The 25222-nt window shown below is 63.0% G+C and carries 25 protein-coding genes; 16 read left to right on the forward strand and 9 right to left on the reverse strand.

Annotated features, from left to right (window positions below):
• Positions 1-7: 7 nt before the first annotated feature.
• A complete protein-coding gene (locus QM672_RS25455) occupies positions 8-1267 on the reverse strand; it encodes an NAD(P)/FAD-dependent oxidoreductase (protein WP_367624350.1) in 1260 nt (419 codons plus the stop codon).
• A gap of 368 nt (positions 1268-1635) precedes the next feature.
• Between QM672_RS25455 and QM672_RS25460 the strand changes: the two genes are divergently transcribed.
• Positions 1636-2358, forward strand: coding sequence for a class I SAM-dependent methyltransferase (locus tag QM672_RS25460; protein ID WP_311945103.1), 723 nt, complete (start codon positions 1636-1638; stop codon positions 2356-2358).
• Between the two features lie 109 nt (positions 2359-2467).
• Here the strand turns inward: QM672_RS25460 and QM672_RS25465 are convergent, their stop codons facing one another.
• Together QM672_RS25465 and QM672_RS25470 are read right to left on the reverse strand one after the other, a co-directional pair.
• On the reverse strand, positions 2468-3397 hold the full coding sequence (locus tag QM672_RS25465; protein ID WP_376717800.1) for a cation diffusion facilitator family transporter: 930 nt from the start codon (positions 3395-3397) through the stop codon (positions 2468-2470).
• A 132-nt stretch (positions 3398-3529) separates the two neighbouring features.
• A complete protein-coding gene (locus QM672_RS25470; RefSeq protein ID WP_415085946.1) occupies positions 3530-3994 on the reverse strand; it encodes a hypothetical protein in 465 nt (154 codons plus the stop codon).
• 736 nt (positions 3995-4730) lie between these two features.
• Here QM672_RS25470 and groL point away from each other — a divergent pair.
• Both groL and QM672_RS25480 read left to right on the forward strand, forming a co-directional pair.
• Positions 4731-6359, forward strand: coding sequence for a chaperonin GroEL (gene groL / locus QM672_RS25475; RefSeq protein ID WP_311945107.1), 1629 nt, complete (start codon positions 4731-4733; stop codon positions 6357-6359).
• A gap of 235 nt (positions 6360-6594) precedes the next feature.
• Positions 6595-6801 (forward strand): hypothetical protein, encoded by a 207-nt coding sequence (locus tag QM672_RS25480; protein WP_367624347.1) that lies wholly within the window; start codon positions 6595-6597, stop codon positions 6799-6801.
• A 179-nt stretch (positions 6802-6980) separates the two neighbouring features.
• On the opposite strand, the gene QM672_RS25485 is transcribed toward QM672_RS25480, so the two are convergent.
• Positions 6981-8408 (reverse strand): CoA transferase, encoded by a 1428-nt coding sequence (locus QM672_RS25485; RefSeq protein WP_415085949.1) that lies wholly within the window; start codon positions 8406-8408, stop codon positions 6981-6983.
• 261 nt (positions 8409-8669) lie between these two features.
• Between QM672_RS25485 and QM672_RS25490 the strand changes: the two genes are divergently transcribed.
• Both QM672_RS25490 and QM672_RS25495 read left to right on the forward strand, forming a co-directional pair.
• Entirely contained in the window at positions 8670-9389 is a 720-nt protein-coding gene (locus QM672_RS25490; RefSeq protein WP_311945111.1) for a DUF3053 family protein, read from the forward strand.
• A gap of 41 nt (positions 9390-9430) precedes the next feature.
• Positions 9431-9679, forward strand: coding sequence for a hypothetical protein (locus tag QM672_RS25495; RefSeq protein ID WP_245196957.1), 249 nt, complete (start codon positions 9431-9433; stop codon positions 9677-9679).
• Positions 9680-9730: 51 nt separating this feature from the next.
• Here the strand turns inward: QM672_RS25495 and QM672_RS25500 are convergent, their stop codons facing one another.
• Positions 9731-10030: an I78 family peptidase inhibitor gene (locus QM672_RS25500; RefSeq protein ID WP_415085952.1), complete on the reverse strand. Its 300-nt coding sequence runs from the start codon at positions 10028-10030 to the stop codon at positions 9731-9733.
• Between the two features lie 316 nt (positions 10031-10346).
• Positions 10347-11267: an alpha/beta fold hydrolase gene (locus tag QM672_RS25505; protein WP_367624344.1), complete on the reverse strand. Its 921-nt coding sequence runs from the start codon at positions 11265-11267 to the stop codon at positions 10347-10349.
• A gap of 119 nt (positions 11268-11386) precedes the next feature.
• Here QM672_RS25505 and QM672_RS25510 point away from each other — a divergent pair, with 119 nt between their 5' ends.
• Positions 11387-11860: a winged helix-turn-helix transcriptional regulator gene (locus tag QM672_RS25510; RefSeq protein WP_367624343.1), complete on the forward strand. Its 474-nt coding sequence runs from the start codon at positions 11387-11389 to the stop codon at positions 11858-11860.
• A 26-nt stretch (positions 11861-11886) separates the two neighbouring features.
• Here QM672_RS25510 and QM672_RS25515 read toward each other — a convergent pair whose 3' ends face one another.
• Positions 11887-12351 carry an Rrf2 family transcriptional regulator gene (locus tag QM672_RS25515; protein WP_415085954.1) on the reverse strand — a complete coding sequence of 155 codons (465 nt, stop codon included), beginning with the start codon at positions 12349-12351 and terminating at the stop codon, positions 11887-11889.
• 204 nt (positions 12352-12555) lie between these two features.
• Between QM672_RS25515 and QM672_RS25520 the strand changes: the two genes are divergently transcribed.
• Entirely contained in the window at positions 12556-13500 is a 945-nt protein-coding gene (locus QM672_RS25520) for an NAD(P)/FAD-dependent oxidoreductase (protein WP_415085955.1), read from the forward strand.
• Positions 13501-13569: 69 nt separating this feature from the next.
• Here QM672_RS25520 and QM672_RS25525 read toward each other — a convergent pair whose 3' ends face one another.
• Positions 13570-14916: an aspartate aminotransferase family protein gene (locus tag QM672_RS25525; protein ID WP_415085957.1), complete on the reverse strand. Its 1347-nt coding sequence runs from the start codon at positions 14914-14916 to the stop codon at positions 13570-13572.
• Between the two features lie 62 nt (positions 14917-14978).
• The gene (locus QM672_RS25530; protein ID WP_415085959.1) at positions 14979-15833 is read right to left on the reverse strand and encodes a fatty acid desaturase family protein; all 855 of its coding nucleotides are present in this window, start codon (positions 15831-15833) and stop codon (positions 14979-14981) included.
• A gap of 384 nt (positions 15834-16217) precedes the next feature.
• Here QM672_RS25530 and QM672_RS25535 point away from each other — a divergent pair, with 384 nt between their 5' ends.
• Genes QM672_RS25535 through QM672_RS25575 form a run of 9 tightly spaced genes read left to right on the forward strand, consistent with a single transcriptional unit; the run spans position 16218 to position 25128 of the window.
• The gene (locus QM672_RS25535) at positions 16218-16985 is read left to right on the forward strand and encodes an MtnX-like HAD-IB family phosphatase (protein ID WP_415085961.1); all 768 of its coding nucleotides are present in this window, start codon (positions 16218-16220) and stop codon (positions 16983-16985) included.
• On the forward strand, positions 16982-17896 hold the full coding sequence (locus tag QM672_RS25540; RefSeq protein ID WP_311945004.1) for an arginase family protein: 915 nt from the start codon (positions 16982-16984) through the stop codon (positions 17894-17896). The genes QM672_RS25535 and QM672_RS25540 overlap by 4 nt, the downstream gene beginning before the upstream one ends.
• Positions 17893-18255, forward strand: coding sequence for an EamA family transporter (locus QM672_RS25545; protein ID WP_311945002.1), 363 nt, complete (start codon positions 17893-17895; stop codon positions 18253-18255). The genes QM672_RS25540 and QM672_RS25545 overlap by 4 nt, the downstream gene beginning before the upstream one ends.
• On the forward strand, positions 18252-19154 hold the full coding sequence (locus QM672_RS25550; protein WP_311945001.1) for an alpha/beta hydrolase: 903 nt from the start codon (positions 18252-18254) through the stop codon (positions 19152-19154). The genes QM672_RS25545 and QM672_RS25550 overlap by 4 nt, the downstream gene beginning before the upstream one ends.
• Positions 19151-20287 carry a GNAT family N-acetyltransferase gene (locus QM672_RS25555; RefSeq protein WP_415085964.1) on the forward strand — a complete coding sequence of 379 codons (1137 nt, stop codon included), beginning with the start codon at positions 19151-19153 and terminating at the stop codon, positions 20285-20287. The genes QM672_RS25550 and QM672_RS25555 overlap by 4 nt, the downstream gene beginning before the upstream one ends.
• The gene (locus QM672_RS25560) at positions 20284-20679 is read left to right on the forward strand and encodes an EamA family transporter (RefSeq protein WP_367624335.1); all 396 of its coding nucleotides are present in this window, start codon (positions 20284-20286) and stop codon (positions 20677-20679) included. The genes QM672_RS25555 and QM672_RS25560 overlap by 4 nt, the downstream gene beginning before the upstream one ends.
• A gap of 2 nt (positions 20680-20681) precedes the next feature.
• Positions 20682-22484 (forward strand): sensor histidine kinase, encoded by a 1803-nt coding sequence (locus QM672_RS25565; RefSeq protein WP_367624596.1) that lies wholly within the window; start codon positions 20682-20684, stop codon positions 22482-22484.
• Positions 22459-23841 carry a sigma-54-dependent transcriptional regulator gene (locus tag QM672_RS25570; RefSeq protein ID WP_149249678.1) on the forward strand — a complete coding sequence of 461 codons (1383 nt, stop codon included), beginning with the start codon at positions 22459-22461 and terminating at the stop codon, positions 23839-23841. Before QM672_RS25565 ends, QM672_RS25570 begins: the two co-directional genes overlap by 26 nt.
• Positions 23842-23865: 24 nt before the next feature.
• Positions 23866-25128 carry a class I SAM-dependent methyltransferase gene (locus QM672_RS25575; RefSeq protein WP_415085967.1) on the forward strand — a complete coding sequence of 421 codons (1263 nt, stop codon included), beginning with the start codon at positions 23866-23868 and terminating at the stop codon, positions 25126-25128.
• The last annotated feature ends 94 nt before the right edge of the window (positions 25129-25222 follow it).

Below are 25222 nucleotides of genomic sequence, written 5' to 3' on the forward strand. Positions count from 1 at the left end.
ATGTCTTTCAGCCGAACCGGTTCATTGCAAAGGGCGTCGGATCGGCAAAAGTGGGCAATCCCGCCATCATTTCCGACAGCAGTCGCCCCGTGGCGGGACCGAGCGTCAGGCCATGATGGTTGTGGCCAAAGGCGAACCACAGGCCCTTGTGGCGTGGAGCCGGGCCGATCACGGGACGCATGTCCGGCAGGCAGGGGCGCGATCCCATCCAGGGCGCAGCCTCGACACGTTGCGCGAGTGGAAATACCTCGCGGGCATGCGGCTCGGTCCGGTCGAGCTGTACCGGCGTCGGCGCGTGATCGCGTGCGGCGAACTCGATTCCCGTCGTCAGCCGGATGCCCCGGGTCATCGGCGCCAGCAGATAGCCACGCTCGATGTCGACGATCGGCCGATTGAGGACGGCGCCGGGTGCCGGATTGAAATGCACGTGATAGCCGCGCTTGACCGCAAGCGGCACGCGATAGCCGAATTTCGTGTAGAGCCGGTCCGACCATGGCCCAAGGGCCACGACGGCTTCGCGGCAGTGATAGTGGTGCTCCGGCGTCTCCAGACTCCAGCCGCCCTCTTCCTGCCGCAGGGCTGTCGCGTCGGCCTCGACGAAGCTGCCGCCATTGCGGGCGAAAAGCGCAGCATACTCCTTCACCAGCCGGCCAGGATCGGCAATCGTGGCGGGATCGCGCCAATGCACCGCACCCGCGAATACACCCGCCAGGCTCGGTTCCCTCTCACGCAGTGCGGAAGCGGCAAGGAGGTCGTAGCGCAAGCCGAATTCGTCGAGCTGCCTAGCCGCCGAACAGGCCTTCTCGAAGGCCGCGGTGCTGCGATAGGCCTCCATCCAGCCGGTTGGTCGCAATTGCTCGGAAATACCGGCATCGGCCATCAGCCTGGCGTGCTCCTCCACCGAATGCTCGATCAGGGGCAGCATATCGAGGGCAGCCCGGCGCAGCCGCTTGGGCGAGGACTCCCACCAGAAGCGCGCGAGCCACGGCAGGGCCTTGGGCAGGAAGCGCCAATGGTAGCGCACATCCGCAGATAGATTCAGCCCATAGTGGAGAATCGTCGAGAGCTCACGTGGAAAGCCATAGGGAATGACGCTGGCCCGTTCGATCAGGCCCGCGTTGCCGTAGCTGGTTTCCTCGCCTGGAGGACGGCGGTCGACGAGAACGACGGATCGCCCCAATTTCTGAAGATGCAGAGCAACCGAGACGCCGACGATACCGGCACCGAGCACCAATACGTCGCCCGATTGCCTGATGACCTGAACCATGGACCGCTGCCCCCAAGCAATTTCGCGGCCAAGATCTGATTCGTGGCCAAGACTTGACCGCTGCATCGTGGAGTCCATGACGGCCGGCCGTTTCCCGATTGTCCTTGCGCCAAGCGCTGTCGTGCCCGCAAGCAATTTCGTCGCATGATGCGGAAACCGCGCTGCTTTGACGCTTGGTCTGCGAGAAGGGCAGAGAACCGCACGGATCATTCGCCAGGCCTGCGCGGTTGTCCGGAGGTGTCGATGCACCGTCATCGAGCACAAAGAAGTGCCGAAACAGCGGGTTAGGTGCAGCCCTTCCCGCCCGAATGCACTTTGCTTTAGGCTCGCTCCTTCGAATCAGCACAATCTGATCGGAGTGAGACGAAATGGACCGTTCAGCGGACGAGGCCCATTGGACGCGTATTGCCGAACAGTGGATCGCCTGGGCGCGATCGCCGGGCCATGACGCTTTCTGGGCCTATCGCCAGTCATTGCTTGCCTTCATCGGTGCCGGGCAAGGCAAGGCTCTGGAGATAGGCTGCGGCGAAGGCCGGGTCAGTCGCGAACTGCGCAAGCTGGGCTACCACGTGACGGCAACGGACGCCGTGGCGCCGATGGTCGATGCCGCGCGGCAGGCGGAATCAGCCGACGCCTACGCCGTTGCAGGAGCTGCAAAACTACCGTTTGCCGCGGCCAGCTTCGATCTGGTGGTGGCCTACAATGTCTTGATGGATGTCGAGGATGTACCGGCGGCCGTTGCCGAAGCCCGACGTGTCCTCAAGCCGAGCGGCGAGTTCCTGATATCGCTGGTGCATCCCTTCCGGGACCGTGGCCGCTTCGCAGGCCCTGAGCCGGATGCGCCCTTCATCCTGGAAGGCAGCTATTACGGCCGGGTTCGCTTCGAAGGCGAAGAAGAGCATGACGGACTTCGCATGCACTTTGCCGGCTGGTCGCAACCGCTTGAGAATTATGTCTCTGCCCTCTCGCGGGCGGGCCTGGCGATTACGGCCCTGCGCGAGCCCATTCCCGATATGGAGAATGCAGACCGCCTCAGGCAATGGGCTCGCCTGCCGCTTTTCCTTTGGCTCAAGGCAAAGATCCTGGCTTGAGAAAATCCAACCTAAAATATTATTATATCAATGTAATTCATTGATATAAAACCATAATTATAGATATGATCAGCTCTCGCAGAGGCGGCGCTGGTATCCTCTGCCCGTTCTACACGGCCCATTCGACATCCGTGGTAAAGGCGATGGTCAACCAGCGATCCCGGCTTTCGCCGCCGATCGCTTCGCCGATCTCGTCACGGATGCGGTCCCATTCCTCCAAGCGTGTGGCTGGCCGGCCGGACGGCACGATGAAATAGAGCTCGATCTGCCGACCTCGGCCGACCTTCGCGACATAGGCTTTGTGAGTCAGAAAGCCGTATTTGGTGACGAAGATCTTGGCGACGGCGTCGACATGGTCCTTGAGGGACGTCGGCGTTACCAGGAGGATCTCGGACAGGGCCTGCCTGACGGTCGAAACCGGCAGAGGAATGATGACCAGGCAGAGCAGAAGCAGGACGGCGGGATCGACATAGGGGGTGAGCCAGTCGAAGCGCGTGCCCTCGATCGCATAGCCGATGCAGAAAGCCAGAAGCAGCGCCCCCGTGATCGCGGCTGACATGATCCAGGCCTTGGCATCGAGCGCCACGAAATCGGAGCGGATGGTCCGGTTCATCCGGGTTTCGATCACCGCCATGGCGATGCAGGCAGCCAAGGCCACGGCGGCATAGAGGATGGCATATCCGAATTGGAGATCCCTGCCGCCGACCATCAGACTGCCGATGGCATTGATCATCGCATAAATGGCCGCCCCGATGAGCATGGCGCCGTTGAGGCCGAGAACCATCGGCTCCAGATGCCAGAAGCCCATGGTGAAGCGCTCATGCAGCTTTCCCACGGCTGTGGCCGGGGACGAATTGGTGGCGATCAGGCTCGCCACAATCAGCGCCAGGCCGCTCATGCTGGCGTCGACCAGCATATAGACGCCGTCGAAGACGATGGAGAAGGAACCAGAAAGCAGGCCGAACACCACGCCGAACCCGGCTACGAAAATGGTGACGGCGATCGAGACTTTGAGAATGCCTTGTTCCGTATGCACCATCACCCCGCGCTGCCGAACGGCCAAGACCTAGTACACCGCCAAGCCATGTCGGCATCGGCACAGGTCGGCGCGACCTGCCAGGCCGATAACTCGTATCAGCCATCCCGGTCAAAAGGCGATGCCCCTTCGGGGCTACGGACGCAGTTGCCCGATGCGGCCAGAGCCCAGATTCCGGCGGACATGCCGCAACCGGCAGGTCCAGCGTTCCGCGGGTTTGGCAGCGGAGCGAGCGGCGCGAGCCGACAAAGGCCTGCGCGCACCCGCTTCGGCCGCATCCTCGGAGGAAACCTCATCCAGCGGTGTTTCCGAGGCGGGAGCTTTCTTGCGCGGAGCAGTCTTGACTTCTTCCGGCAGATTGGAAGATGGCGGTTCCTGATCGTTCCCGGGGGCCACATCAGGAGCCAGCTGGGAATGCACCGGGGGATGCTCTTCCTGCGATGCCTTGCTCCTGCGTGCCTTCCTTACCGGAATAACCCTTGCTTCCTCCGGCGGCAGCACCGGGGCTTTCGCCATTTTGCGACTGCGTTTGACGGTGTTCTTATCGCCCTTCCCGTCGCGCGCCTCGACATGGGCAGTCTCGTCCTTGGGCTCGACCACGGCCTGGGCCGGAATGGGCACAGGCTCAACAGGAGCGAGGGGCTCCTGCTCTGACGGCCCGGGCTCGGTGGCTCGAGGCTGAAAGAACTGCTCGGCATGTTGCCAGGCCTTGGATCGCGCACCGGCAGGCTCGGGCGCGTCCTCCCAAGACGACGTCGGTCGCGCGGGTGGAGAGGCCTGGGCCGGAATCGATCGCGAACGCCTGACCTCGACGAAGAAAGGCTTGGACGGGGGTTTCATTCGGGAATGTATGTTGCTTGCGAGTCGTGGAATGCGGGCAGCATTACACCCTCGATCGTGCTTGGCAAACCGCCAGATCGGTTGAAATGCGAAATATCCCGCCTTCTCCCCGTCGACAGATCGTCATACCGCGTTCCTTGCAGGATCATTGCACCTTCGGCTTTGCCTTCCGGCAGTTGAGGACGATCCCGCTCCCCTGCTCCTCCGCCACCAGGAATTCGAGAGCCAGAACAGACAAGGTCGCCACGGAACGACTGAACGAGAACAATATCCAGACTGAAGCGTTTCCCCCAAAAAGTTGATAGACTTCTCCATCAACAAGACACGTCGAAACAGGGAATGTGGAAAAGATCGATTCGGAGAAATCGCAACATGCTCGGGCATGTCGCGATGCGATGAAGATATTTCCCAAGTCGCAAAACCGCGTCAAAGCAACAAGTTAGCGCAAAAAAGCGCAGTCTTGCCGAAGGTCGAGCCATTCCAGGGAGGGATTGTCATGGCTGCCAAGGACGTGAAGTTCTCATCCGAAGCGCGCGAGAAGATGTTGAAGGGCGTCGACCTGCTTGCAGATGCGGTCAAGGTGACGCTCGGTCCCAAGGGGCGCAATGTCGTCATCGAAAAGAGCTTCGGTGCCCCCCGCATCACCAAGGACGGCGTCACCGTCGCCAAGGAAATCGAACTCGCCGACAAGTTCGAGAATATGGGCGCGCAACTGGTCCGCGAGGTCGCCGCCAAGACGTCCGACGCGGCCGGTGACGGTACTACCACCGCCACGGTTCTCGCCCAGGCCATCGTCCGCGAAGGCGCCAAGGCGGTGGCGGCCGGCATGAACCCGATGGATCTCAAGCGGGGCATCGACATGGCGGTGGACGCGGTGGTCGCCGATCTCAAAACGCATGCCCGCAAGGTCACCAAGAACGACGAGATCGCCCAGGTCGGCACGATTTCGGCCAACGGGGACGCGGAGATCGGCGAATTCCTCGCCAAGGCGATGAAGAAGGTCGGCAATGAGGGCGTGATCACCGTCGAGGAAGCAACCGCGCTGGCTACCGAACTCGAGGTGGTGGAGGGCATGCAATTCGATCGGGGCTACATCTCGCCCTATTTCGTCACCAATGCCGAGAAGATGCGAGCCGACCTCGAAGACCCCTATATCCTGATCCATGAAAAGAAGCTCTCCAGTCTTCAAGCATTGCTCCCCTTGCTCGAAGCCGTCGTGCAAAGCGGCCGCCCCTTGCTGATCATCGCCGAGGATGTGGAAGGCGAGGCCCTCGCCACCCTGGTGGTCAACAAGCTGCGCGGCGGGCTGAAGATCGCCGCCGTCAAGGCACCCGGCTTCGGCGACCGCCGCAAGGCCATGCTCGAGGACATTGCCATTCTCACCGGCGGGGAGGTCGTCAGCGAGGATCTCGGCATCAAGCTGGAGAATGTCGGGCTGCCAATGCTCGGGCAGGCCAAGAAGGTGGTGATCGAGAAGGAAAGTACCACCATCGTCGACGGCGCCGGCAAGAAAGCGGAGATCCAGGCCCGCCTCGGCCAGATCCGCGCCCAGATCGAGGAGACCAGCTCCGACTACGACCGGGAGAAGCTGCAGGAGCGCCTGGCCAAGTTGGCGGGCGGCGTGGCGGTGATCCGGGTGGGGGGCGCCACCGAAGTCGAGGTCAAGGAGCGCAAGGACCGGGTCGACGATGCGCTTCACGCAACCCGCGCGGCCGTGGAGGAAGGCATCCTGCCCGGCGGTGGCGTGGCCCTGCTGCGCTCGCTCGGCGCCCTGGGCAGCTTGAAACCGGGCAATAGCGACCAAAAAACCGGTGTCGACATCGTCAGACGTGCAATCGAAGTGCCAGCCCGGCAAATCGCGGCGAATGCCGGTGCCGACGCCAGCATCATCATCGGCAAGCTTCTGGAAAAGGACAGCTATAATTGGGGCTACAATGCCTATACGGGCGAATATCAGGATCTCGTCCGGGCCGGGGTGATCGATCCAGCCAAAGTGGTGCGGACGGCCCTGCAGGGTGCAGCGTCGATCGCTGCCTTGCTGATCACCACCGAGGCGCTTGTGGCTGAACTGCCCGGCAAGGAGGCGCCACCGGCCATGCCGGGCGGCGGTGGCATGGGCTTTTAAGGGCCGTGATATCGCGGCCAGGATAGGCTACCAGGGGAACTCGCGCCTCTGCGGGTCCGCGGTAGTGCCGTGCCAAAACGTCGCCCGCAGACTGGGTCCCGGCTGCTTTTCCAGCCGTTGTGATCGGGTGATGATCGCAATGTGCGAAATCGCACTGACGAGCCCTGTCGCGTTCTGCCTTGTCGTTACGTCATGTCGACAGTTCGAGGGCGAGATCTTGGTGCGGAAAGAAACGTTGCTGGACCTTATCGAGGGACAATCCCAGGCCGGGAAGGCTGGCCGGAGGATTGCCCGTCGCCAGTACTGTTTCGCCGCCTGCATCGTCGCGACACTCGCGGTGGCCATGGTGACCACGGCCATTGCCGGCGTCTCGGCCTATCAGGGCCAGACGACCTATTGGAATCATCCGGCGCACAAGCGCGCCTCGCTGGCCCGGCCTTAGAGCAAAGCGCGATCAAGTGTGAACGCCTATTTGCTCTAACTCCTTGTTCCCAAGGCCGATCCAAAGGATTGGCTAAGGCGCCTTTGCGATTCTTGGTGATTCCACCAAATCGCAAAACGCTTTAGAAACAGGATCTTCGGCGCCATGGGTTCGGGCACGAACGCAGTGCTGCTGATGCGTCAGGCTTTGTCGGCGAGCCAAGCCGCCACAGACGATCCCAGCTTCGATGCGGGTAAGTCCCAAGCCATGGGATTATCCGCGATCACGACCGGCGGGCGGATGCGCCGGGCCGGCCCCCAGCCTGTCTGCTCGACAATGTCGGACCAGTCGGAGGGTTGCTCGGATGCCGGCGCTTCCATAGCGACTGACTGGTTTCCATTTGAAACCACGAGGCGTGCGGTCCGAGCCAGCGATCCCCGCACCTCGCATCCCTGCCCCGTCTGCAGTCGCTCCACCAGGCCGCGGATGGCCGCTGCCGCCAGGATATAGCCCGTGGCATGGTCGAGCGCCTGTCCCGGCAGTGGTGTCGGACGATCGCGCCCTGCTGCCCGCCTGCCTGCGTCGGCAATCCCCGTGCTCATCTGGATCAGGCTGTCATAGCCCCGGCGACCCTGCCACGGCCCGCTCCAGCCATAGGCGTCCAGGCAGACGTCGATTAGCCCGGGATTGAGCTGGCGCCGGCGCGCAGAACCAAGCCCGAGGCGGGCAAGGGCATCGGGCCGATAGCCGTGAACGAGTATGTCCGCTCGCGTGAGCAACCGTTCCAGCGCATGCAGATCATCCGGGTTTTTCAGGTCGAGCCGGGCACAGCGTTTGCCGAGCACCACCTCCGGTACGGTGACCGGCTCTTCCCATCCAGGCGGATCGATGCGCAGGACCTCGGCCCCAAAGCCGGCGAGGAAGCGTGTCGCGACGGGCCCGGCAAGAATGCGCGTCAAGTCCAGCACGCGGATACCCTGCAAGGGCCGGCCAGCCGACAATGTCGCACGCAGTCGGTTGCCGCCGATGCTGCTGCTACGATGCAGCAGCGGCTCCGCATTGACGGCCCTTCCCTGTGGGTGATCGACCCATTGTTCGAGCGTGTACATGGCGGCGGCGCAGCCATTCCCGGCGACGATGGCTGTCTCCAGGGCCACGGCCGGCCATTGCTTCACCACGGCAGCCACCGCCTCGCGATCCGCTGGCGTCTTCAGGACGGCGAGGGCCGCATCACGGTGATGCGGGGCGTTCGTATGCAGCCGGATCCAGCCATCCGCCGCCTGATAATCGCCGGCTAAGGCATCCCATTGCGGCGGCATCGACCAGCCCTGGGGCCGTAACGAGGTAAGGAACCAGAATGAGGCCAGCCGTCGATCGACCTGCACGGCAGGGAATCTGCCCAGTTGCAGCGATACCAACTCGGCGACGGCGAGGCCAGCGGCCGCCACGGCAGCGCTGGCGAGATCGGTGACGTGGAATATCGAGGGCAGAGCGCCGGTACCGTTTATCGCCAGATGGCGGAGATGTGCCGGATCCCCGCCGACCGCGCGCCAGATTTCGCTGAGGAAACATGCCGCAGGAGCGGAAACCGTCGAGGAAAGCGATGTCGCGGCGATGTCGTCGTGCATGGAGGCCTCAATATGCTCTTGTTCGATGAACAACTCAGCAGACGTCAGGGCTCAGGCGTCGCCCGGTGCTGAAACCTGAAAGCGGAACCGGTAGCGCACAAAGCTTGAATGAATGACATGGCATGCTAGGTACGCTTGCCCTGCCTCCTCCCCCTCGACCGTGTCCGCGCCGCCTCCAGAGGGTGAAATTGCTATAATTTCAATGTTCTTTCTGGAATTTCTCTTCAAATCACTCAATTCGAATTGCCTGGAATCGACAGTATGAACTCGTTTGCCCGCCCCTTGGCCTTTCTGGGGATTCTGCTCTGCCTTGCCCTTTCGGCCTGCGGTGACCAGGAACCCAGCCAGCGCAAGGAATTCATCGAATTCCTGCAGACCCGCATCCTCGACAAGCCGGGCGCTCATGTGCCGCAATTGAGCGGCAATCAGAAGGACGCCTTCGGCCCCTACGTCAAGGACTATGCCATCATCACCGACTTTGCGGCAGGCCCGACCGGTGAGCCAGGCAATCTGCAGCAGCGCTTCAGCGCCATCATGGCGAAGGGCTCCATCCGTTCGATGAGCGATCTGGCGTCGCGACGCGAGGATCTGGTCGCCGTACAAAATCTCATCGGCGAGCTTGGTGGTGCCATCGACCAGGCCCTTGCCAAGGCCAATGACGCCAAGGCGCAGCTCAAGCAGCCCGAAGATCTCAAGGCCGTTTTCGACAAGGCTTATGAGCGGGACGTGACGAACGTGGCCAGCAGCGTCAAGCAGATGCTGCCGCCGGTCCAGGACATGATTGCCGCCGCGTTGCAGCTCTCCGATTTCATCGCAAGCCACAAGGACAAGCTCGAAGTCACCGGCATGATGATCACTGCCAAGGATCAGAAGACCCTGGCGTCCCTGCAGCCTCTGCTCAACGATTTCAACGCCAAGGGGCAGGCCGTGATGGCCCTCCAACAGAAATTCCGTTCTTCCATGCTCGGCACGGGAAACTGAGCCAGCCCTCCTTCGATGTCATTAGGCCATAGGTATTCAATATGCTGATCTTGCGAAAACTCATCATGATCGTGGTGGTGGCCGTCATCGCCATCGTCGGCACGGCCGGCTATCGCTGGTACGACTATGTGACGGCCGCCAAGGACCCGCTCGACGAAGTCGGCATCGAGCTCAACAGCCGCATGCCGATGGCCCTGCGCAAATGGGGGTGCTATCAGCTGCAAAAGCGTTTCGGCGACCGCTTGCCGCCTTATGGCTGCTCCAGCGGCGACGGCCGGAGCTGGATGTAACCGGCCCATCGCCTCGGTGCCCTTCCGAGAGGATGGAAGGGCGACCTTCAATCAACCGCAACCGGCGCTGACCACCCGCCCGGTCGCCGGGTTGGTGGTGATGGTGACCCGGTCCGGACGAAAATCGAAGGTGACGGCCTGGCCTGGCTTGATCTGGCGCACGATCTGGGCACCGGTCAGTTTCCTGGCCACATCATCGGTTGGCTTGGGCTGACCCACCAGGCGTTGCGCCGCCTCCGCCACGCAGGCTGGAGGCTGTCCCGGCCGTGCGGCATTGGAGGCGCAAGCCGCCAGAGCAAGCATGGCAAGGGGTAGGAATGGCAGGAGGAGTTTATACTGGCCGACAGGCATGACGAATTCCTCATGGCGGGTATCGGATCGTTGAAAAAACGATCGGATGCTGTCTTGCCGGATTGAGGGTCGGCCGTCTCACCACCAACGCAATCCAGCAGGAAGCACACATTAATTCATATATCTCAATACATTACATGGATTTTTTATTCTAAGGATCAAGGAACTATCCTGACGTTCTAGCCTGGAGGCATGACCTTGATATGGCAAGCCGATCATCCCGCATGCGTGGACACTCACCCGCGCGGCGGAGACCCTACGCACTCGGCTAAGCCATAGGACTGCAGGGTGGTCACCGCGCGACTGCTACGCGATCTCACGACCGGCAAATGAAATTGCCGATCAGATCGGCAAGGGTGTCCGGCGCATCTTCGAAGCAGTAGTGTCCCACTCCCTTCAGCCGCTCGATGGGCGCCCGAGGGAAAAGCTCGGAGAACAAGGGCAGGAAATGCCCGGCCTGGAGCGTGCGGTCCGCCTCCCCCCAGATCGCCAAAGCAGGCTTGTCGCGAATGATCTCGATGGCAGCCGGGCTGGGCTGCTCGAAGCGGTGGATACCCAGGGCAAAGCCCTCGGCCCAGCCGATTGCACCCAGGCATTCGGCCGGCTCCGAAAAAGGAGCACCATAGGCTGAGAGCCAAGCGTCGGTGACAATGGCATTGTTCTCGAAGCCGTTCAGCTTCAACGTGCTCAAAATGTTGAAGCCGAGCTGGCCAAGCACCCCTGTCAGCACACCCCCGGCATGGGCTCGAGCAATCCACTGGAACCAGGGCGACACCTGCGCATTGGCCGTGAGGCGTTCGACCAGATCGGCCTGCCCGAAGGGCGTCGGCCCATTGGCCGAGATGATCCGCCGGATCCGTTGCGGTTGCCTCGCAGCAAGTCCCATGCCGACGGGGCCGCCGAAATCATGCATGACGAGGGTGATGTTGCCGAGATCGAGGGCAAGGACGAAGCGCTCGAGATTGTCGATGTGATCCTGCAGCCAATAGCTGCGCCCTTGCGGCGTCTCGCTCTTGCCGAAACCCATGTGATCGGGAACGACCACGCGATGCGTCCGGCTCAGCACAGGAATCAGATTGCGGAAAAGATAGCCCCAGGTCGGCTCGCCATGCAGGCACAAGATGGGCTCGCCATCGCCGGGTCCTTCATCGACATAATGCATTCGAAAGCCAGCCACGTCAGTGAAGTGCGGGGCGAACGGAAAGGTCCTATCGAAGGTGGCCTCTGCCTCGATCATGAGAATGTCCATATCCATGGTTTTAGATTGAAACCATGGATTCGATAAACCTTGCGGTTTTAATTTGCAACCTCTATATTCCGAAACGAGAGCGCGGACGAGAATGGTGGACGAATGTCATGGCCAAGAGGATAAGCCACCAGGAATCCCTGTGCGGCGTCGCCCGGCCGCTGGATGCGATCGGCGATTGGTGGTCGCTGCTGATCGTGCGTGACGCCATCGATGGCCTGCGCCGGTTCGGCGAGTTTCAGAAGAATCTAGGCTTGGCCAAGAACATTCTGTCGGCGCGGCTGCGCAATCTGGTGAGCCATGGCATCATGGATCTGGTGCCTGCCAGCGATGGCGGCCCCCATCACGAATATGTTCTGACCGAGAAGGGCCGCGGCCTGTTCCTGGTTCTGGTCGCCCTGCGGCAATGGGGGGAGGATTTCTTCTTCGAGCCTGACGAAGCGCATGTACTGCTGGTGGACAAGAAGACCGCCCTCCCCGTGCGCAGGCTCGAACTTCGCGCCCAGGACGGACGCGTGCTGGGCGCACAGGACACATTCGTCCGAAGCCCACCGGGACGGATGGATGCAGAGAAGGCGGGCTGACCCCTCCTCTCGCGCAATAGGCCTTTCTAGCGTTCCTCCCGATGCGCGTTGCACCGACGCTCGCCATGAGCGGCCAGGCGTACGTGGAAATCGGCGGAGAGATCCGCCAGCGTTACCTTGGCAAACTGATCGAGCAACAATTGGCGCGCCTGGCCGAGCGCATCGTCGAGGCGGGCATTCACCGCCTGTTCGACCAGGCATTGCGCGTGGTCCTCGGCGAGACCCAGGGCGAATATGGGCGGTTCGCCGATGGCGGCATAGACATCGAGCAAGGTGAATTCACCGAGAGGCCGCGCCAGTTTCCAGCCGCCGCCATGGCCCTTCTCCGAGGTCACATAGCCCTGCTCCCGCAGCCCTGCCATGGTGCGGCGGATCACCACGGGATTGGTGTCGAGCATCCGGCCGATCTCGTCCGAGGTCAGCCCGCGTTCGGCCTGATCGATATGAAGCAGCACATGGAGCATGCGTGACAGCCGGCTATCGCGAGCCATTCGGTCCCCTTTCCTTTCAGCATCTCCGACCGGCCGCTGGACCGTGGCGATGATGGGTTGCCGCTATCCGTGATAACCGGAATTGAATCTCGTAACAATAAAAGTTGCGTTCTTCGCCGGCCGAACTATCATGTAACTTTCAATGATACGTATATGGCAGGCGTGCCAGCAAAGGTTTCTCAACACCGGACTCAAGGTACTTCAATGACTGTGTCGCCTCTCGACCGTGCCGACCATTCCCCTCACGACGTCATCATTATCGGCGGCAGTTTTGCCGGCGTTTCCGCGGCGATGCAGCTCGCCCGCGCTCGACGCCGGGTGCTGCTCATCGATGCCGGCCTGCCGCGAAACCGCTTCGTGGAGAGCGCCCATGGCTTTCTCGGCCAGGATGGACGCCCGCCGCGCGAGATCATCGGCACCGCTCTTGCTCAGCTCTCCGCCTATCCGACTTTCGGTTTCCTTGCCGGCCAAGCCCGACAGGCACGCCGGAAAGGAGCGGTCTTCGAGGTCGACCTCGGGCAAAAGGGCATCGCCCTTGGGCGGCGGCTGATCCTGGCGACCGGCGTCGGGGACGAATTGCCCGAGATCGCCGGCATGCGCGAGCGCTGGGGCCTTTCCATCTTCAGCTGCCCCTATTGCCATGGCTATGAAGTCGCGGATCGCCGCCTCGGCGTCATCGCCAACCATCCGATGTCGGCGCATCAGGCCGTGCTGGTGTCGGATTGGGGCCCGACGGTCTATTTCACCCAAGGGCGGTTCGAGCCCGATGAGGACCTCCTACCGCTGTTCCGCGCTCGCAACATCAAGGTCGAGCAGAGCCCGGCCGTCGAGATCATCGGCACCGGCACGGCCATCGAGGCCGTCCGATGCACCAATGGCCTGACGGTGCCGGTCGGGGCCATCTTCACTGCGCCGCGAACCTGCTTGACGTCACCGCTGGCAGAACAGCTCGGCTGCCGGATCGAGGACGGTCCCCTCGGGCCTCTCGTCAGCGTCGATGACCAGAAGCGTACCAGCGTCGAGGGTGTCTTTGCCGCCGGCGACGTCACCAGCATGATGGCGAATGCCACGATGGCTTCGGCTGCCGGCGTAATGGCCGGCGTATCCGCCCATCGCTCCCTCGTGTTCGAGGGCGCGATGCAAGGCTAATCCATCGCACGTGGCAGCAGGCCGGAAGCGGCCGGCCGCCAGGTGCAAGCCACCGGATGGCCCGACCGATCACATCGTCCGCGCGAGGCCGCTGGCGACATCCCTGGCGGCCGCCAGCGTGACCGCGACGTCCTCGCGGCTATGGGCCGTCGATACGAACAGGTTCTCGTAAGCGCCGGGATGGAAGAGCACGCCGCGCTCCAGCATGCCCTCGAACCAGCGCCGGAACAGGCCCTGGTCGGCGTAACGTTCGGCGTCGCGATAATTGTGGATCGGCTTGTCGGCGAACCACACCTGCATCAAGGGGCCGAGACCGACCGTGTAGGCAGGCAACCCTGCTTGCTTCAGGACGAGGTCGAGCCCCGTCCTCAGTTCATCCGAGACGGCATCCAGTCGCTCATAGACCCCGCTTTGGCCGAGCTCGTCCAGAGCCGCATTGGCGGCAGCGACCGCAATGCCATTGGCCGTGTAGGTGCCGGCCATCGACACGGTGCCGTCGGCGACCAGGCTCATGATCTCCTTCCTGCCCCCGAGTGCCGCCACCGGGAAGCCGCCGCCGAGCCCCTTGGCGAACACCGACAAATCAGGCCGGATGCCGAACCGCGCCTGGGCGCCGCCGAGGCCGAGCCGGAAACCGGTGATGACCTCGTCGAAGATCAGCACGACGTCATGCCGGGTGGCGAGATCGCGCATCGCTTCCAGGTAGCCGGGCCTGGGCAGGATGCAGCCGGTATTGCACATCACCGGCTCGGTGATGATGCCGGCGATCTCCTCGCCGTGTTTGGCCAGAACGTCGGCCAGCACCTGCGCATCGTTCCACGGCAGGATGATCAGGTTCTCTTCCACGCCGCGCGGCATGCCGGGACCCTGGGCCACCGCTTTGGGGCTATGATCGGGCCCGGCCTTGTCGATGGGGGGATGCTTGCTCCAATACACCCCATCCGAAAAGCCATGATACATGCCCTCGAAGCGGATGATCTTGCGCTTTTTGGTGAAGGCCCGCGCCAGGCGGGTGGCATAGAGCACGGCCTCGGTGCCGGTATTGCACAGGCGAACCTGCTCGACGCCGGGGACCGCGGCCACGATCTTTTCGGCCAGGACCGCCTCGTCGGCCGTCGGCAAGGCGAAGACGGTGCCGCGCTGCTCGATGAAGTCGACGACCGCCCGGGTCACCTGGGGCGGGCGATGCCCGAGGATCATCGGGCCGAGCCCGAGGAGATAGTCGATGTAGTGATTGCCGTCGACATCGACGAGCCGCGATCCCTCCCCCTTCTCGACGAACAGGGGATAAGGCAGCCAGCCTGACCATTGGGCCCGGGCGGTCGAGTTCACGCCACCGGGAATGACATGGCGCGCCGTCTCGAACAGGGAGGCGCTGGTGGTGGTACGCGTGAGGGAGGGGCTGATGTAATTCACGGGATTGTCTCGATTGAGGAGGGTTTTGGCGGGCGCGTCACGTGGGAGCCGACGGGCGTGCGTCAGTGCTGGGCCAGATCGGCGTCGAGGAAGCCAAGGGGATGGGGCGGGCGGATCACCCGCGTGCCAGCCTGCTCCTGCTCCGAGGCAATGGTGCGGTGGAGCTCGGGCATCTTGGTCCAATGGACCTTGGGCCTGTAATGATGCTCGGCGTGATAGCCATTGTTCATCCAGGTCCAGTTGTAGACCTTTTCATAGGTGCTCACGCCCCAGGCCAGCGGCTTTTCCGGGTCGCCGCCGAAATGCTCGTAATAGCCGTTGAGGGATGACAGGCACTGGCCCAGATAGTTGAAGGGCAGCATGCAGACGATGAAGCGCCAGTCGAGCAGCGCCAGCACCACATAAAAGCCGATCATCACAACAAGTTCCAACTTGGCCTGTCGGGCTTCCCCCGGGCGCCTGAGCGCCATGGCCCGGAGGATCTCGGCCGGGTCATCGCGAAAATAGCTGAGGAAAGTATAGGCCCAGACATTTTCGGGCTTGCCGTCATGGCCATGCTTGTAGATCGACAGGTAATCGATGGTTTTTCCGGCTTCATCGGGCCTGTCCATATTGCCGCTGTGATGGCGCATATGGACGAAGTTGTACATGGCCTGCGAAAAGCCGAGCGTGATCGACAGTATGAAGCTGAAGACGACGTTCAGGGTCTGACTGGCGAAGAACGGATTATGAATGAAGTTGTGGGATATACTATTGATATTCCAGGATATCGATAGCGAATAGATCAGCGCCAGGCAGATGAAGCTCCACCAGGACAAATGCGGGAAGGCGACGAACAACCCGATCACGGCGAGGAAATGAGCGGTCCCGAGTACGACGGGTACCCAGTCCCATTTTGAATAGTGCAGAATGCGCATCTTGAACGTTCCTGGTTCGGTCGCCTGGTTGCGGCGACCCACAGAGCGGCTGCCACACCAACCGCAAGGAACGTGCCAAGATCGCCAAAGCCTCGAATGCCCGCATTCCGCCACGACTTTCGACGTGTTGCGCGCCATAGCAGCGAATGGGAGGGCGGCCAGCGCCGCGACATTTCCTGACGCGAGCTACAAAACTTGTAGCTCGCAATTTGGAGGAAGGCCGGTGATCCGTGCCCTCGCCTGCGCTCATTCGCCGCCACAAGCCGTAACAACTGCTTTGAGAAGCGAGAGAAAAGCGGACGAGGACGCCTGCGATCCCAAGAAAGCCGACTGGCATGCATCTTGCGATGAAGGGGGCAAAACCTTCTGCCGGCGGATCGTGAAATGGCGTATCGGATATATTGCGACTTTGATGGAACGATTGCGACAAGCGACGTGACCGACGTGCTGCTGGAAGCCTTTGCGACACCTGGCTGGCGCGACATCGAAGCCCAATGGCAGGCGGGCCTGATCGGCTCCGCCGTTTGCATGGCCCGCCAGGTGGCGCTGCTGCATTGCAGCCGCCCTGCCCTCGATCATCTGCTCGACGCCGTCGACATCGATCCTGGTTTCGTCGATTTCGTCGCCTTCTGCCGAGACCATGACATCGAGCCGATCATCGTCAGCGACGGCCTCGATTACGCCATCCGGCGCATCCTGTCGCGCGTCGGCCTGGGCGACCTGCCGGTTATCGCCAATCGCCTGATGTTCCTGGCCGAGGATCGTCATGCCATGCTCAGCCCGCATGCCTCCTCGGCCTGTCATTCGGCGGCCGGAACCTGCAAATGCGAAGCCGTGCGTTCGGCCGGCACCGCGGAGGCGCACACCGCCATCCTGATCGGCGACGGACGTTCCGACTACTGCGCGGCCGGGGTCGTCGATCTCGTCTTTGCCAAGGCAGGCCTGCGGGAGCACTGCCAGGCCAACGGCATCGTGCACCTGCCCTATGCGGATTTTGCCGAGGTCACCCGGCTCCTGGCCGAGCGGCTGCCAAACCTCGGCGCCGCCGGCTTGGCCGACCTGCCCACACACGCACCCAGCGGCGCCTTTCTCGGACAGGAAAAGCAAGCCGCCCTGCTGGAAGCCGGCATCCCCGGCAGGGTGCTGCCATGATGCCGATCCGGGTCCTGGATCTCGACGGCAGCCTGCCCGGCCAGGGGCCGGTCGCCCGGCGCCTGCAGTCCGGCCAGGCTGTCCTGCATGACCTGCGCTCGCTTGGGCCGGCCTTGCGTCTATGGGCACGCCGCCAGGCCTATGCCGCCTTCGAGAGCTTCTGGGCCAGCCTGCCGGCCTCGTCGAGACCGGCGCTGACGCTGGTCGGTTCCGGCGATTTCCATCACCTTACCGCCAGTTTCATCGCCTCCGCTCCGGGGCCATTGACCGTGCTCCATTTCGACAATCACCCCGACTGGTGCTGGACCATGCCCCGCCGCCATTGCGGATCCTGGGTCAACGAGGCGCTCGCCCTGCCGCATGTCCAGCGCGTCGTCACCATCGGCCCCTGCAGCGACGATCTCGTGCGTCCAGATCGCAAGGGCGCCAATCTGGAGGCTCTATCGAACGGACGGCTGGAACTCTTCCCCTGGTGGCATGGTCCCTCGGAAACACGCAAGGCCGTCCGCAGCGGCGCCGGGCATGTCGCCGCCGACGGGCTGATCCGCTGGCACAATCTGGTGGACCAGGACTGGGGCGACTTCCTTTGCGCCCTGATGGAGCGTGTGCCGACCGAGCGGATCTGGATCACCATCGACAAGGACGTACTGCCGCCGACGGAAGCCGTGACCAATTGGGACCAGGGTGGACTGCCGCTGCAACGCCTGATCGAAGCCATCAGGCGCCTGGCAGCCAATTTCAGCGTGGTCGGTGCCGATATCTGCGGCGAATACGCGCCGATCCGCCACCGCAATCCCTTCAAGCTCATCGAGGCCCGGCTCGACCAGCCGCGTTCCGACGCCGAACCCGATCTCTCCGTCAATGCCCATACCAACGAGCGGCTGATCGCCGCCTTCGAGGCTGCCCTATGAACGGTTTCGCCCTTCTGGTCCTCTTCGGCACGATCCTGTGCGACGTCGTCGGCCAGCTCTGCTTCAAGGCGGGCCTCGATGGCGTCACGGGCGGGGATTCCTCGCGGCCGGTCTGGCTCAAGGTCACGACGACGCCGTTGATCTGGCTGGGCGTGGCGACCTACGCCATCGAGATCGGCGCCTGGCTGTTCGTGCTGTCGCGTATGCCGCTGAGCGTGGCCTTCCCGCTGGCGAGCCTCTCCTATTGCGGCATCGCGCTCGCCAGCCGCTTCATTCTCAAGGAACCGGTATCGCGCCGGCGCTGGCTTGGAACCGCTCTCATCGCCGTAGGCGTCGCCATTGTGGGGACCTCGACATGAACGTCCATACCCCTATCGGCAAGTCCGAGGCCGAAAGCTCGCCGGCTCCCGCCCAGCCCCATGCCTTTCACTATGCCGGCGGCCCGACTGCCATCCTGTTGATCCATGGGCTCACCGGCACGCCGGCCGAGTTGAAGCTGGTCGCCAAGGGTCTCGTGAGGGCCGGCTATTCGGTCTATGGCGTGCAGCTTGCGGGCCATTGCGGCAGCGAGGCCGACCTCACCGCGACCGGCTGGAAGGACTGGCTCGCCAGCGCGCTCGAAGCCTTCGACCGGATCCGCCAGGACCACGACGCCGTGTTCGTCGGCGGCTTGTCGATGGGCGCGCTGCTAGCCCTACTGGTGGCATCCCACCGGTCCGACCGGGTGGCCGGCTGCCTGCTCTATTCGCCGACTATGTTCTATGACGGCTGGAGCGTGCCGCGCGGCAGTGTGCTTTTGCATGGGGCCATCCTGCTCGGGCTCGGGCGCTTCTTCCGCTTCCGCGAGAATTTTCCCTACGGCATCAAGGACGACAGGCTGCGGGCCAGGGTGCAGGCCGCCATGGAGTCCGGCCGCAGCGAAGAGGCGGGCCTGCTCTATATGCCCGGCCGCAGCCTTGCCCAGCTTCTTTATCTCATCCGGGACCTGAAACCGCGCCTGCCCGCCTTGCGCATGCCGGTCCTGGTCCTGCATGCCCGCGAGGACGACGTCACCAGCATCCGCAATGCCAATTACCTGGCGGCCAATCTTGGCGGCAATGTCGAGAAGATCCTGCTGGAGAACAGCTACCACATGATCACGCTCGACCAGGAACGTGAGCTGGTGATCGATCATTCCGTCGGTTTTCTCAAGCGTACCGAGCCCCGCCGGCTTGCTGCTCCCAGCCTGAGCCTGGCGCTCAATCGAGGACGATCATGACGCTCACCGCCGTCGTCGAAAACTCGATCACCGCCTTCGACAGTGCGGACTGGAATCGCTGCTTTCCGTCCGACCCGGAGAACTGGGCCTTCTATCGCGCCTGCGAGGAAGCTGGCCCGCCCGGTTTCACCTGGTACTACGCGGCCATCCGCGACAATGGCCGCCTGGTCGCCGTGGTGCCAGCCTTCGGCACCGAATATCGCCTCGACACCACCGTGCAGGGCGTCCTGAAGCGGATCACCAACCAGATCCATCGCCTGCTGCCGGCCTTGCTGTCGCTGCGCCTGATCGCCTTCGGCTCGCCGGTCGCCGAAATCTGCCATCTCGGCTTCGCGCCGGAAGTGCCGGCCTATGAGCGGCCGGCGCTGCTCCGGCGCATCGTTACCGCGCTGCAGGAATTCGGGGCGGCCAAGCGCTACGGCCTGCTCGGCATCAAGGATGCTCCTGCCCGGGACGACGGCCTGTGGCGAGGCGCGCTCGCGCCGAGCGGCTTCACGCGTCTGCCCGGCCTACCCACGGCCGTGCTCGACCTGCCTTACGGCAGTTTCGACGGCTATCTCGAGAGCCTGAGCAAGGCCACCCGCAAGGATATGCGGCGCAAGCTCAAGGCGTTCAAGGATATCCGGGTCGAGCAGCGCCGTAATATCGACCACGTGGTCGGCGAAGTGTCGGCTCTCTATGAACAGACCGTCGCCCATAGCGACCTGCAGTTCGAATATCTGCCGCCGGACTATTTCCCGCAGCTGCTGCGCTTTCTCGCCCCGGAGGCCAGTGTCTTCCTCTACTGGCACGACGACGAGCTGGTCGCCTTCAATTTCGTGATCGAGACCGCGGATCGCCTGATCGACAAATATATCGGCATGAACTACGCCGTCGTTCCGAAATTCAATCTCTACTTCAACAGCTGGCTGCACAATGTCCGCTATTGCATCGAGCGCGGCATCCCCGTCTACCAGAGCGGCCAGGCCTTCTACGGCCCCAAGCTGCGGCTCGGCTGCCGGTTGCAGCCCAATTGGCAATATTTCCGCCATCGCAACGCGGCAATTAACACCATATTGCAAGTCGTCGCCAAATTCGTGCGGTTGGACCGTTTCGATCCCGCGATCGCCAATCTCGTGAAGGAAGCGGCATGACCAACGCGATATCCGCCATGCGCCCGGACTACCGCAATACCCTGTTTGCGTGGCTGCTCCTGCTCGTGTTCGAGACCACCTCCCAGCTTGCCCTCAAGATCGGTGGCGAGGCGCTGGCCCATCTGCCCTTCGGCCTTGCCTGGCTCATGCAAGCGGCGAGCAATCCCTGGGTCATCGTCGGTGTCTTCGGCTATCTCGGTGCCTTCTCGGCCTGGATGGTCATCCTCGATCGCATTCCACTCAGCTTCGGCTTTCCCCTCACCGCCGTGGTGATGCTGGTGGTTGCCATCGCCTCCCACTACGTCTTTGGTGAAGAGCTCACACCCTGGCGCCTGGTCGGCATCGGCCTGATCGTCGCGGGGGTGGTCGTCATGGGAGGAGGCGACGGGTGACGATGCTCACCGTTCTCTATAAATGGTGGAGCCGGTCGATACGCTGGAAGCTCGTCGGCGTGTTCGTGATCATCAGCGTCATCCCGATGCTGATCGCGACCAAATTCGCCACGCAGGTCGTCTCCACCACCTTCGAGGACAATGTCGAGGCCTGGCTGTTCCAGACCTCGCACTTTTTCGTGGCCAACATTCTCGACCAGCGTCGGGAAACTGCCAGCATCGCCGACGTGCTCGCCGAGAACGGCAGCCTGACCGCTCTCGTCACCGGGCAGTCGCGAGAAATGCCGCCGGCAGTGTCGCATATGATCAACGCGCTCGGCTACGACCTCCTGCTGATCTCCGACAATGAAGGCAGGATCGTCTTCTCCTCCAAGCCCGCCACCAACATCACCAGCGTGCCCTTCGGCGAGGGGCAGAAGCTCTATCTCGACGTGATCGACGGTACGCCGACCCTGATGGCAGCGGGTTCCAGCACCTTCGACTATCAGGGCCAGCGCTACCATGTGCTGATCGGCACGCTGGTCGACCAGAGCTTCGTCGCCAATATGGGAGCGCTGTCGTCGCTGACCGTCCGCCTCTACTACAAGGTCAACGGTCAGTTCACGCAGGTCTACGCCTCCGGCGGCCAAGCCTCAGTGGCGTTGCCCCCGGCAACGCTGGCCGAAGTCGCCGGCAACGCCGCTGACGAGTATACATCCGCCGACATCGACGACGAAGACACCTCCATCGGCATCTATGCGCCGATCCGTGACGGCAACAATCTCATCGGCGTGCTGTTTTGCGGCCTCAGTTCGGAGTCGGGTATTGCCGACTGGGTGACGAGCAAGAACCTGTTCATCGCCATCTTCGCCTTCGGCATGCTGCTGTCGCTCGGTGCCGGGTTGATCATGTCGCGCCTGCTCACCAGCCCGGTCATCCGCCTTGCGGAAGGCGTCAACGCCATCGCGAAGGGCGATTTCACCCAACGCGTGCCGACGCGCCGCCATGACGAGCTCGGCCAGCTTTCCACCGCCTTCAACTCGATGGCCCAGCAGCTGGAGGGTCTGCGCAAGATGGAGGCCAAGCTCAGACGGCGCGAGCGCATGACCACGCTCGGCGAGGTCGCCGCCGGCCTCGCCCATGAGGTGCGCAATCCGCTCGGCATCATCAAGACGTCCGCCGAACTCCTGCAGAACGGTGCCAATCTGACCGAGGTGGAAACGCGGCGCCTCGGTTATGTCATCGACGAAGTCCGCCGCATCGACCAGCTCATCCGCGACTTCCTGGCCTTTGCCCGGCCGCCGCAGCGCATGATGGACCTGGCTCCCGTCGATCTGATCGACCGGGTTCTCGGCAGTTGCCAGAGCGAGATCGAGCATCAGAAAATCCTTGTCAACGTCGAGGATGAAAGCGGCGGTGCCCGCATCCATGTCGATCGCGACCAGATGATCCAGGCCTGCCTCAACCTGGTGCTCAATGCCCTGCAAGCCATGGAAGGAATGCCCGAACTGGCGACGGCACCCGGCCTTGCCGTTCGCCCGCGTCTCGATATCCGCATCGCCAGCGAAGGAGACGAGGTGCATTTCATCTTTGCCGATAATGGCCCGGGCATCCCGCCAACCCTGATCGACCGCATCTTCGATCCCTTCGTCACCACCAAGGACAGCGGCACCGGCCTCGGCCTCGCCCGCGTCTTCGCAGTTGCCGAGGGCCATGGCGGCTGGATCGAGGCCCGCAACGCTGCGCATGGCGGCGCCATTTTCGAACTCGTGATACCCGCATCCCAACGGAGGGCAGGCGATGTCCCAAACGATCCTGCTCGTTGACGACGAGGTGAAGCTGCTCGACGTGCTGAGTGGCGTGCTGGAGGGGCTGGGCTACCGCCCGCTCACCGCCAGCAGCGGTGCTGCCGCGCTCGAGCGGCTGGAGCAAGAACCCGTCGACCTCGTGCTCAGCGATCTGCGCATGCCCGGCATGAGCGGGCAGGAATTGCTGGCCGAGATTCACCGTCGCCATCCCTCGATGCCTGTGGTGATCATGACGGCCTACTCGACCGTGCGCGACGCGGTCCAGGCCATCAAGGATGGCGCCTTCGACTATATCGACAAGCCGATCGAACAGGAGGAACTGGCGACGACCCTCGCCAACGCGCTGCGCCTTCACGAGGCCTTGCGCGACAATGAACGGCTACGCCAGGAACTGGCGGGGCGCTACAAGTTCGACACGCTGGTGGGCAAGTCTCCGGCCTTCCAGAAGGTGCTGCGCGCGGTCAGCGAAGTGTGCGAACAGCGCACCACCGTGCTGCTCACCGGCGAGAGTGGCTCGGGCAAGGAAGTGGTGGCACGCGCCATCCACTTCAACAGCCCGCGCCAGCGCAAGCCCTTCGTCGCCGTCAATTGCGCCGCCATTCCCGAAGCGCTGCTGGAAAGTGAGTTCTTCGGTCATGTGAAGGGCAGCTTCACCGGCGCGGTCAGCAACCGTGTCGGCCGCTTCGCCCAGGCCGAGGGCGGAACTCTCTTCCTTGACGAGGTTGGTGACATGCCGCTCAACCTGCAGGCCAAGATCCTGCGCGTGCTGCAGGAACGCCAATATGAGCCAGTGGGAGCGACGGGTTCGCGCACGGCCGACGTGCGCATCATCGCCGCAACCAATCGCGACCTCACCCAGATGGTGGCCGAGAACAAGTTCCGCGAGGACCTTTATTACCGCCTCGCCGTTTTCCCGATTGCCTTGCCCCCGCTGCGCGAACGCGCCGAGGACATTCCGCTGTTTCTCGATCTTTTCGCCGACGACCTCGCACCCACGCTCGGCAAGCGCGACATCCGTTTCAGTCCCGATGCAGTGCGCGTGCTGGCCGCCTATCGCTGGCCCGGCAATATCCGCGAATTGCAGAACTGCGTGGAACGTTCGCTGATTTCGGCACGTGGCCCGGTGATATCGGCCACCGACCTGCCGCCCTACATCGCCGAAAAGCCAGGTAACGGCGCGGCGCAGGACTTCCCCATTCAACTCGACGATGCAGCTGCCGCCTTCGAGCGCGGTCTCATCGTCGAGGCCCTGAAGCGGGCCGACGGCGTGCAGGTGCGCGCAGCCGAACTGCTCGGCATCAATGAACGCAGCCTTTGGCACCGGTTGAAGAAATACGACATCACCGTCTCCAAGACGGTCGGGCCGCGCTCCTAGCGCCACCCCATAGGAGATCATGAGATGGATTCCATCCTGGACCGCATCCTGCGCTGGGCCTTCGCCAGGATCGTCAGCCGCGGCAATCTGACGGTGGTGACACCCGCCGGAACCAGGCTCATCTTCGGCGACGGCAGCGGCGAACCAGTCACCGTCCACCTGACGGACCGGGCTGCCGTGGCGGCCCTGCTGGCCGATCCGGACATGCGGCTCGGCGAGCTCTACATGGACGAGCGCTTCCTGGTCGAACAAGGCTCGATCTATGATTTCGTGCATCTCATCCTGCGTGAGGGCCAGAACCAGACCCATCCCCTGCCCGCGCGCCTCATCGACCGGACGCGCGCCGCCCTGCGCCGCTTCCGGCTGCGCAACCTGCCGAGCCGTTCCAAGCGCAATGTCGCGCATCACTATGATCTCGATGGACGCCTCTACAATCTGTTCCTGGATGCCGACCGGCAATATTCCTGCGCCTATTTCGAACATCCCGGCCAGAGCCTGGAGGAGGCCCAGGCTGCCAAGAAGCAGCATATCATCGCAAAGCTCAGAGTCGGGCCGCAGCACCGGGTGCTCGACATCGGTTCGGGCTGGGGCGGTCTCGCCTGCTCGATCGCCGAAGCGGGTGCAAGCGAGGTCCGCGGCGTCACCCTGTCGGAAGAGCAACTCGCCTTTGCCCGCGCGCGGCCCAAGGGTGCCGCCGAAGGCCGCGTCCATTTCGACCTGATCGATTATCGCAGTGTCCAGGGGCATTTCGACCGCATCGTTTCCGTCGGCATGTTCGAGCATGTCGGCCTTGCCCATTACGAGACCTACTTCAGGACGGCGGCCCGGCTCCTGGCCGATGATGGGGTGATGCTGCTCCACACCATCGGCTGCTCGGCCGAACCCGGCTTCACCACGCCCTGGCTCGACAAATACATCTTCCCCGGCGGCTATATTCCCTCGCTCTCGGAGATCCTGCCGGCCATCGAACGCGCCGGGCTGATCGTCACCGATGTGGAGGTGCTGCGCTTGCACTACGCCGAAACCCTGAGAGCCTGGCGCGAACGCTTCCTGGCGCGCTGGAGCGAGGCCGAGGCGCTCTACGACGCTCGTTTCTGCCGGATGTGGGAATATTACCTTGCCGCCGCCGAGGTTGCCTTCCGCTGCGAAGACCTCGTGGTGTTCCAGATCCAGCTTGCCAAGTCCAACCAGGCCCTGCCGATGACGCGCGACTATATCGCCGCCGCGCACCCACCGGCCACCGGCAATTTTACAAATGTAGACACGCAACTCGACAGCGCGGCCTGAGACGGCGCGCGCCAACTGCTGCCGCCCGGCTCGCCGCCGGGCAAACCTTCGAACGCAACGAACTGATGGAATAGCCGCAAGAACATCCTTCAAC

The sequence above is a fragment of the Labrys sp. (in: a-proteobacteria) genome, assembly GCF_047605565.1.
GTDB classification, from domain to species: domain Bacteria; phylum Pseudomonadota; class Alphaproteobacteria; order Rhizobiales; family Labraceae; genus Labrys; species Labrys neptuniae.

Bases quoted from the DNA above. Each gene is read 5' to 3' on its own strand.
- QM672_RS25455 (WP_367624350.1), bottom strand. From the start codon at position 1,267: ATGGTTCAGGTCATCAGGCAATCGGGCGACGTATTGGTGCTCGGTGCC.
- QM672_RS25460 (WP_311945103.1), top strand. From the start codon at position 1,636: ATGGACCGTTCAGCGGACGAGGCCCATTGGACGCGTATTGCCGAACAG.
- QM672_RS25465 (WP_376717800.1), bottom strand. From the start codon at position 3,397: ATGGTGCATACGGAACAAGGCATTCTCAAAGTCTCGATCGCCGTCACC.
- groL (WP_311945107.1), top strand. From the start codon at position 4,731: ATGGCTGCCAAGGACGTGAAGTTCTCATCCGAAGCGCGCGAGAAGATG.
- QM672_RS25485 (WP_415085949.1), bottom strand. From the start codon at position 8,408: ATGCACGACGACATCGCCGCGACATCGCTTTCCTCGACGGTTTCCGCT.
- QM672_RS25490 (WP_311945111.1), top strand. From the start codon at position 8,670: ATGAACTCGTTTGCCCGCCCCTTGGCCTTTCTGGGGATTCTGCTCTGC.
- QM672_RS25495 (WP_245196957.1), top strand. From the start codon at position 9,431: ATGCTGATCTTGCGAAAACTCATCATGATCGTGGTGGTGGCCGTCATC.
- QM672_RS25500 (WP_415085952.1), bottom strand. From the start codon at position 10,030: ATGCCTGTCGGCCAGTATAAACTCCTCCTGCCATTCCTACCCCTTGCC.
- QM672_RS25505 (WP_367624344.1), bottom strand. From the start codon at position 11,267: ATGATCGAGGCAGAGGCCACCTTCGATAGGACCTTTCCGTTCGCCCCG.
- QM672_RS25510 (WP_367624343.1), top strand. From the start codon at position 11,387: ATGGCCAAGAGGATAAGCCACCAGGAATCCCTGTGCGGCGTCGCCCGG.
- QM672_RS25515 (WP_415085954.1), bottom strand. From the start codon at position 12,351: ATGGCTCGCGATAGCCGGCTGTCACGCATGCTCCATGTGCTGCTTCAT.
- QM672_RS25520 (WP_415085955.1), top strand. From the start codon at position 12,556: ATGACTGTGTCGCCTCTCGACCGTGCCGACCATTCCCCTCACGACGTC.
- QM672_RS25530 (WP_415085959.1), bottom strand. From the start codon at position 15,833: ATGCGCATTCTGCACTATTCAAAATGGGACTGGGTACCCGTCGTACTC.
- QM672_RS25535 (WP_415085961.1), top strand. From the start codon at position 16,218: ATGGCGTATCGGATATATTGCGACTTTGATGGAACGATTGCGACAAGC.
- QM672_RS25540 (WP_311945004.1), top strand. From the start codon at position 16,982: ATGATGCCGATCCGGGTCCTGGATCTCGACGGCAGCCTGCCCGGCCAG.
- QM672_RS25545 (WP_311945002.1), top strand. From the start codon at position 17,893: ATGAACGGTTTCGCCCTTCTGGTCCTCTTCGGCACGATCCTGTGCGAC.
- QM672_RS25550 (WP_311945001.1), top strand. From the start codon at position 18,252: ATGAACGTCCATACCCCTATCGGCAAGTCCGAGGCCGAAAGCTCGCCG.
- QM672_RS25555 (WP_415085964.1), top strand. From the start codon at position 19,151: ATGACGCTCACCGCCGTCGTCGAAAACTCGATCACCGCCTTCGACAGT.
- QM672_RS25560 (WP_367624335.1), top strand. From the start codon at position 20,284: ATGACCAACGCGATATCCGCCATGCGCCCGGACTACCGCAATACCCTG.
- QM672_RS25565 (WP_367624596.1), top strand. From the start codon at position 20,682: ATGCTCACCGTTCTCTATAAATGGTGGAGCCGGTCGATACGCTGGAAG.
- QM672_RS25570 (WP_149249678.1), top strand. From the start codon at position 22,459: ATGTCCCAAACGATCCTGCTCGTTGACGACGAGGTGAAGCTGCTCGAC.
- QM672_RS25575 (WP_415085967.1), top strand. From the start codon at position 23,866: ATGGATTCCATCCTGGACCGCATCCTGCGCTGGGCCTTCGCCAGGATC.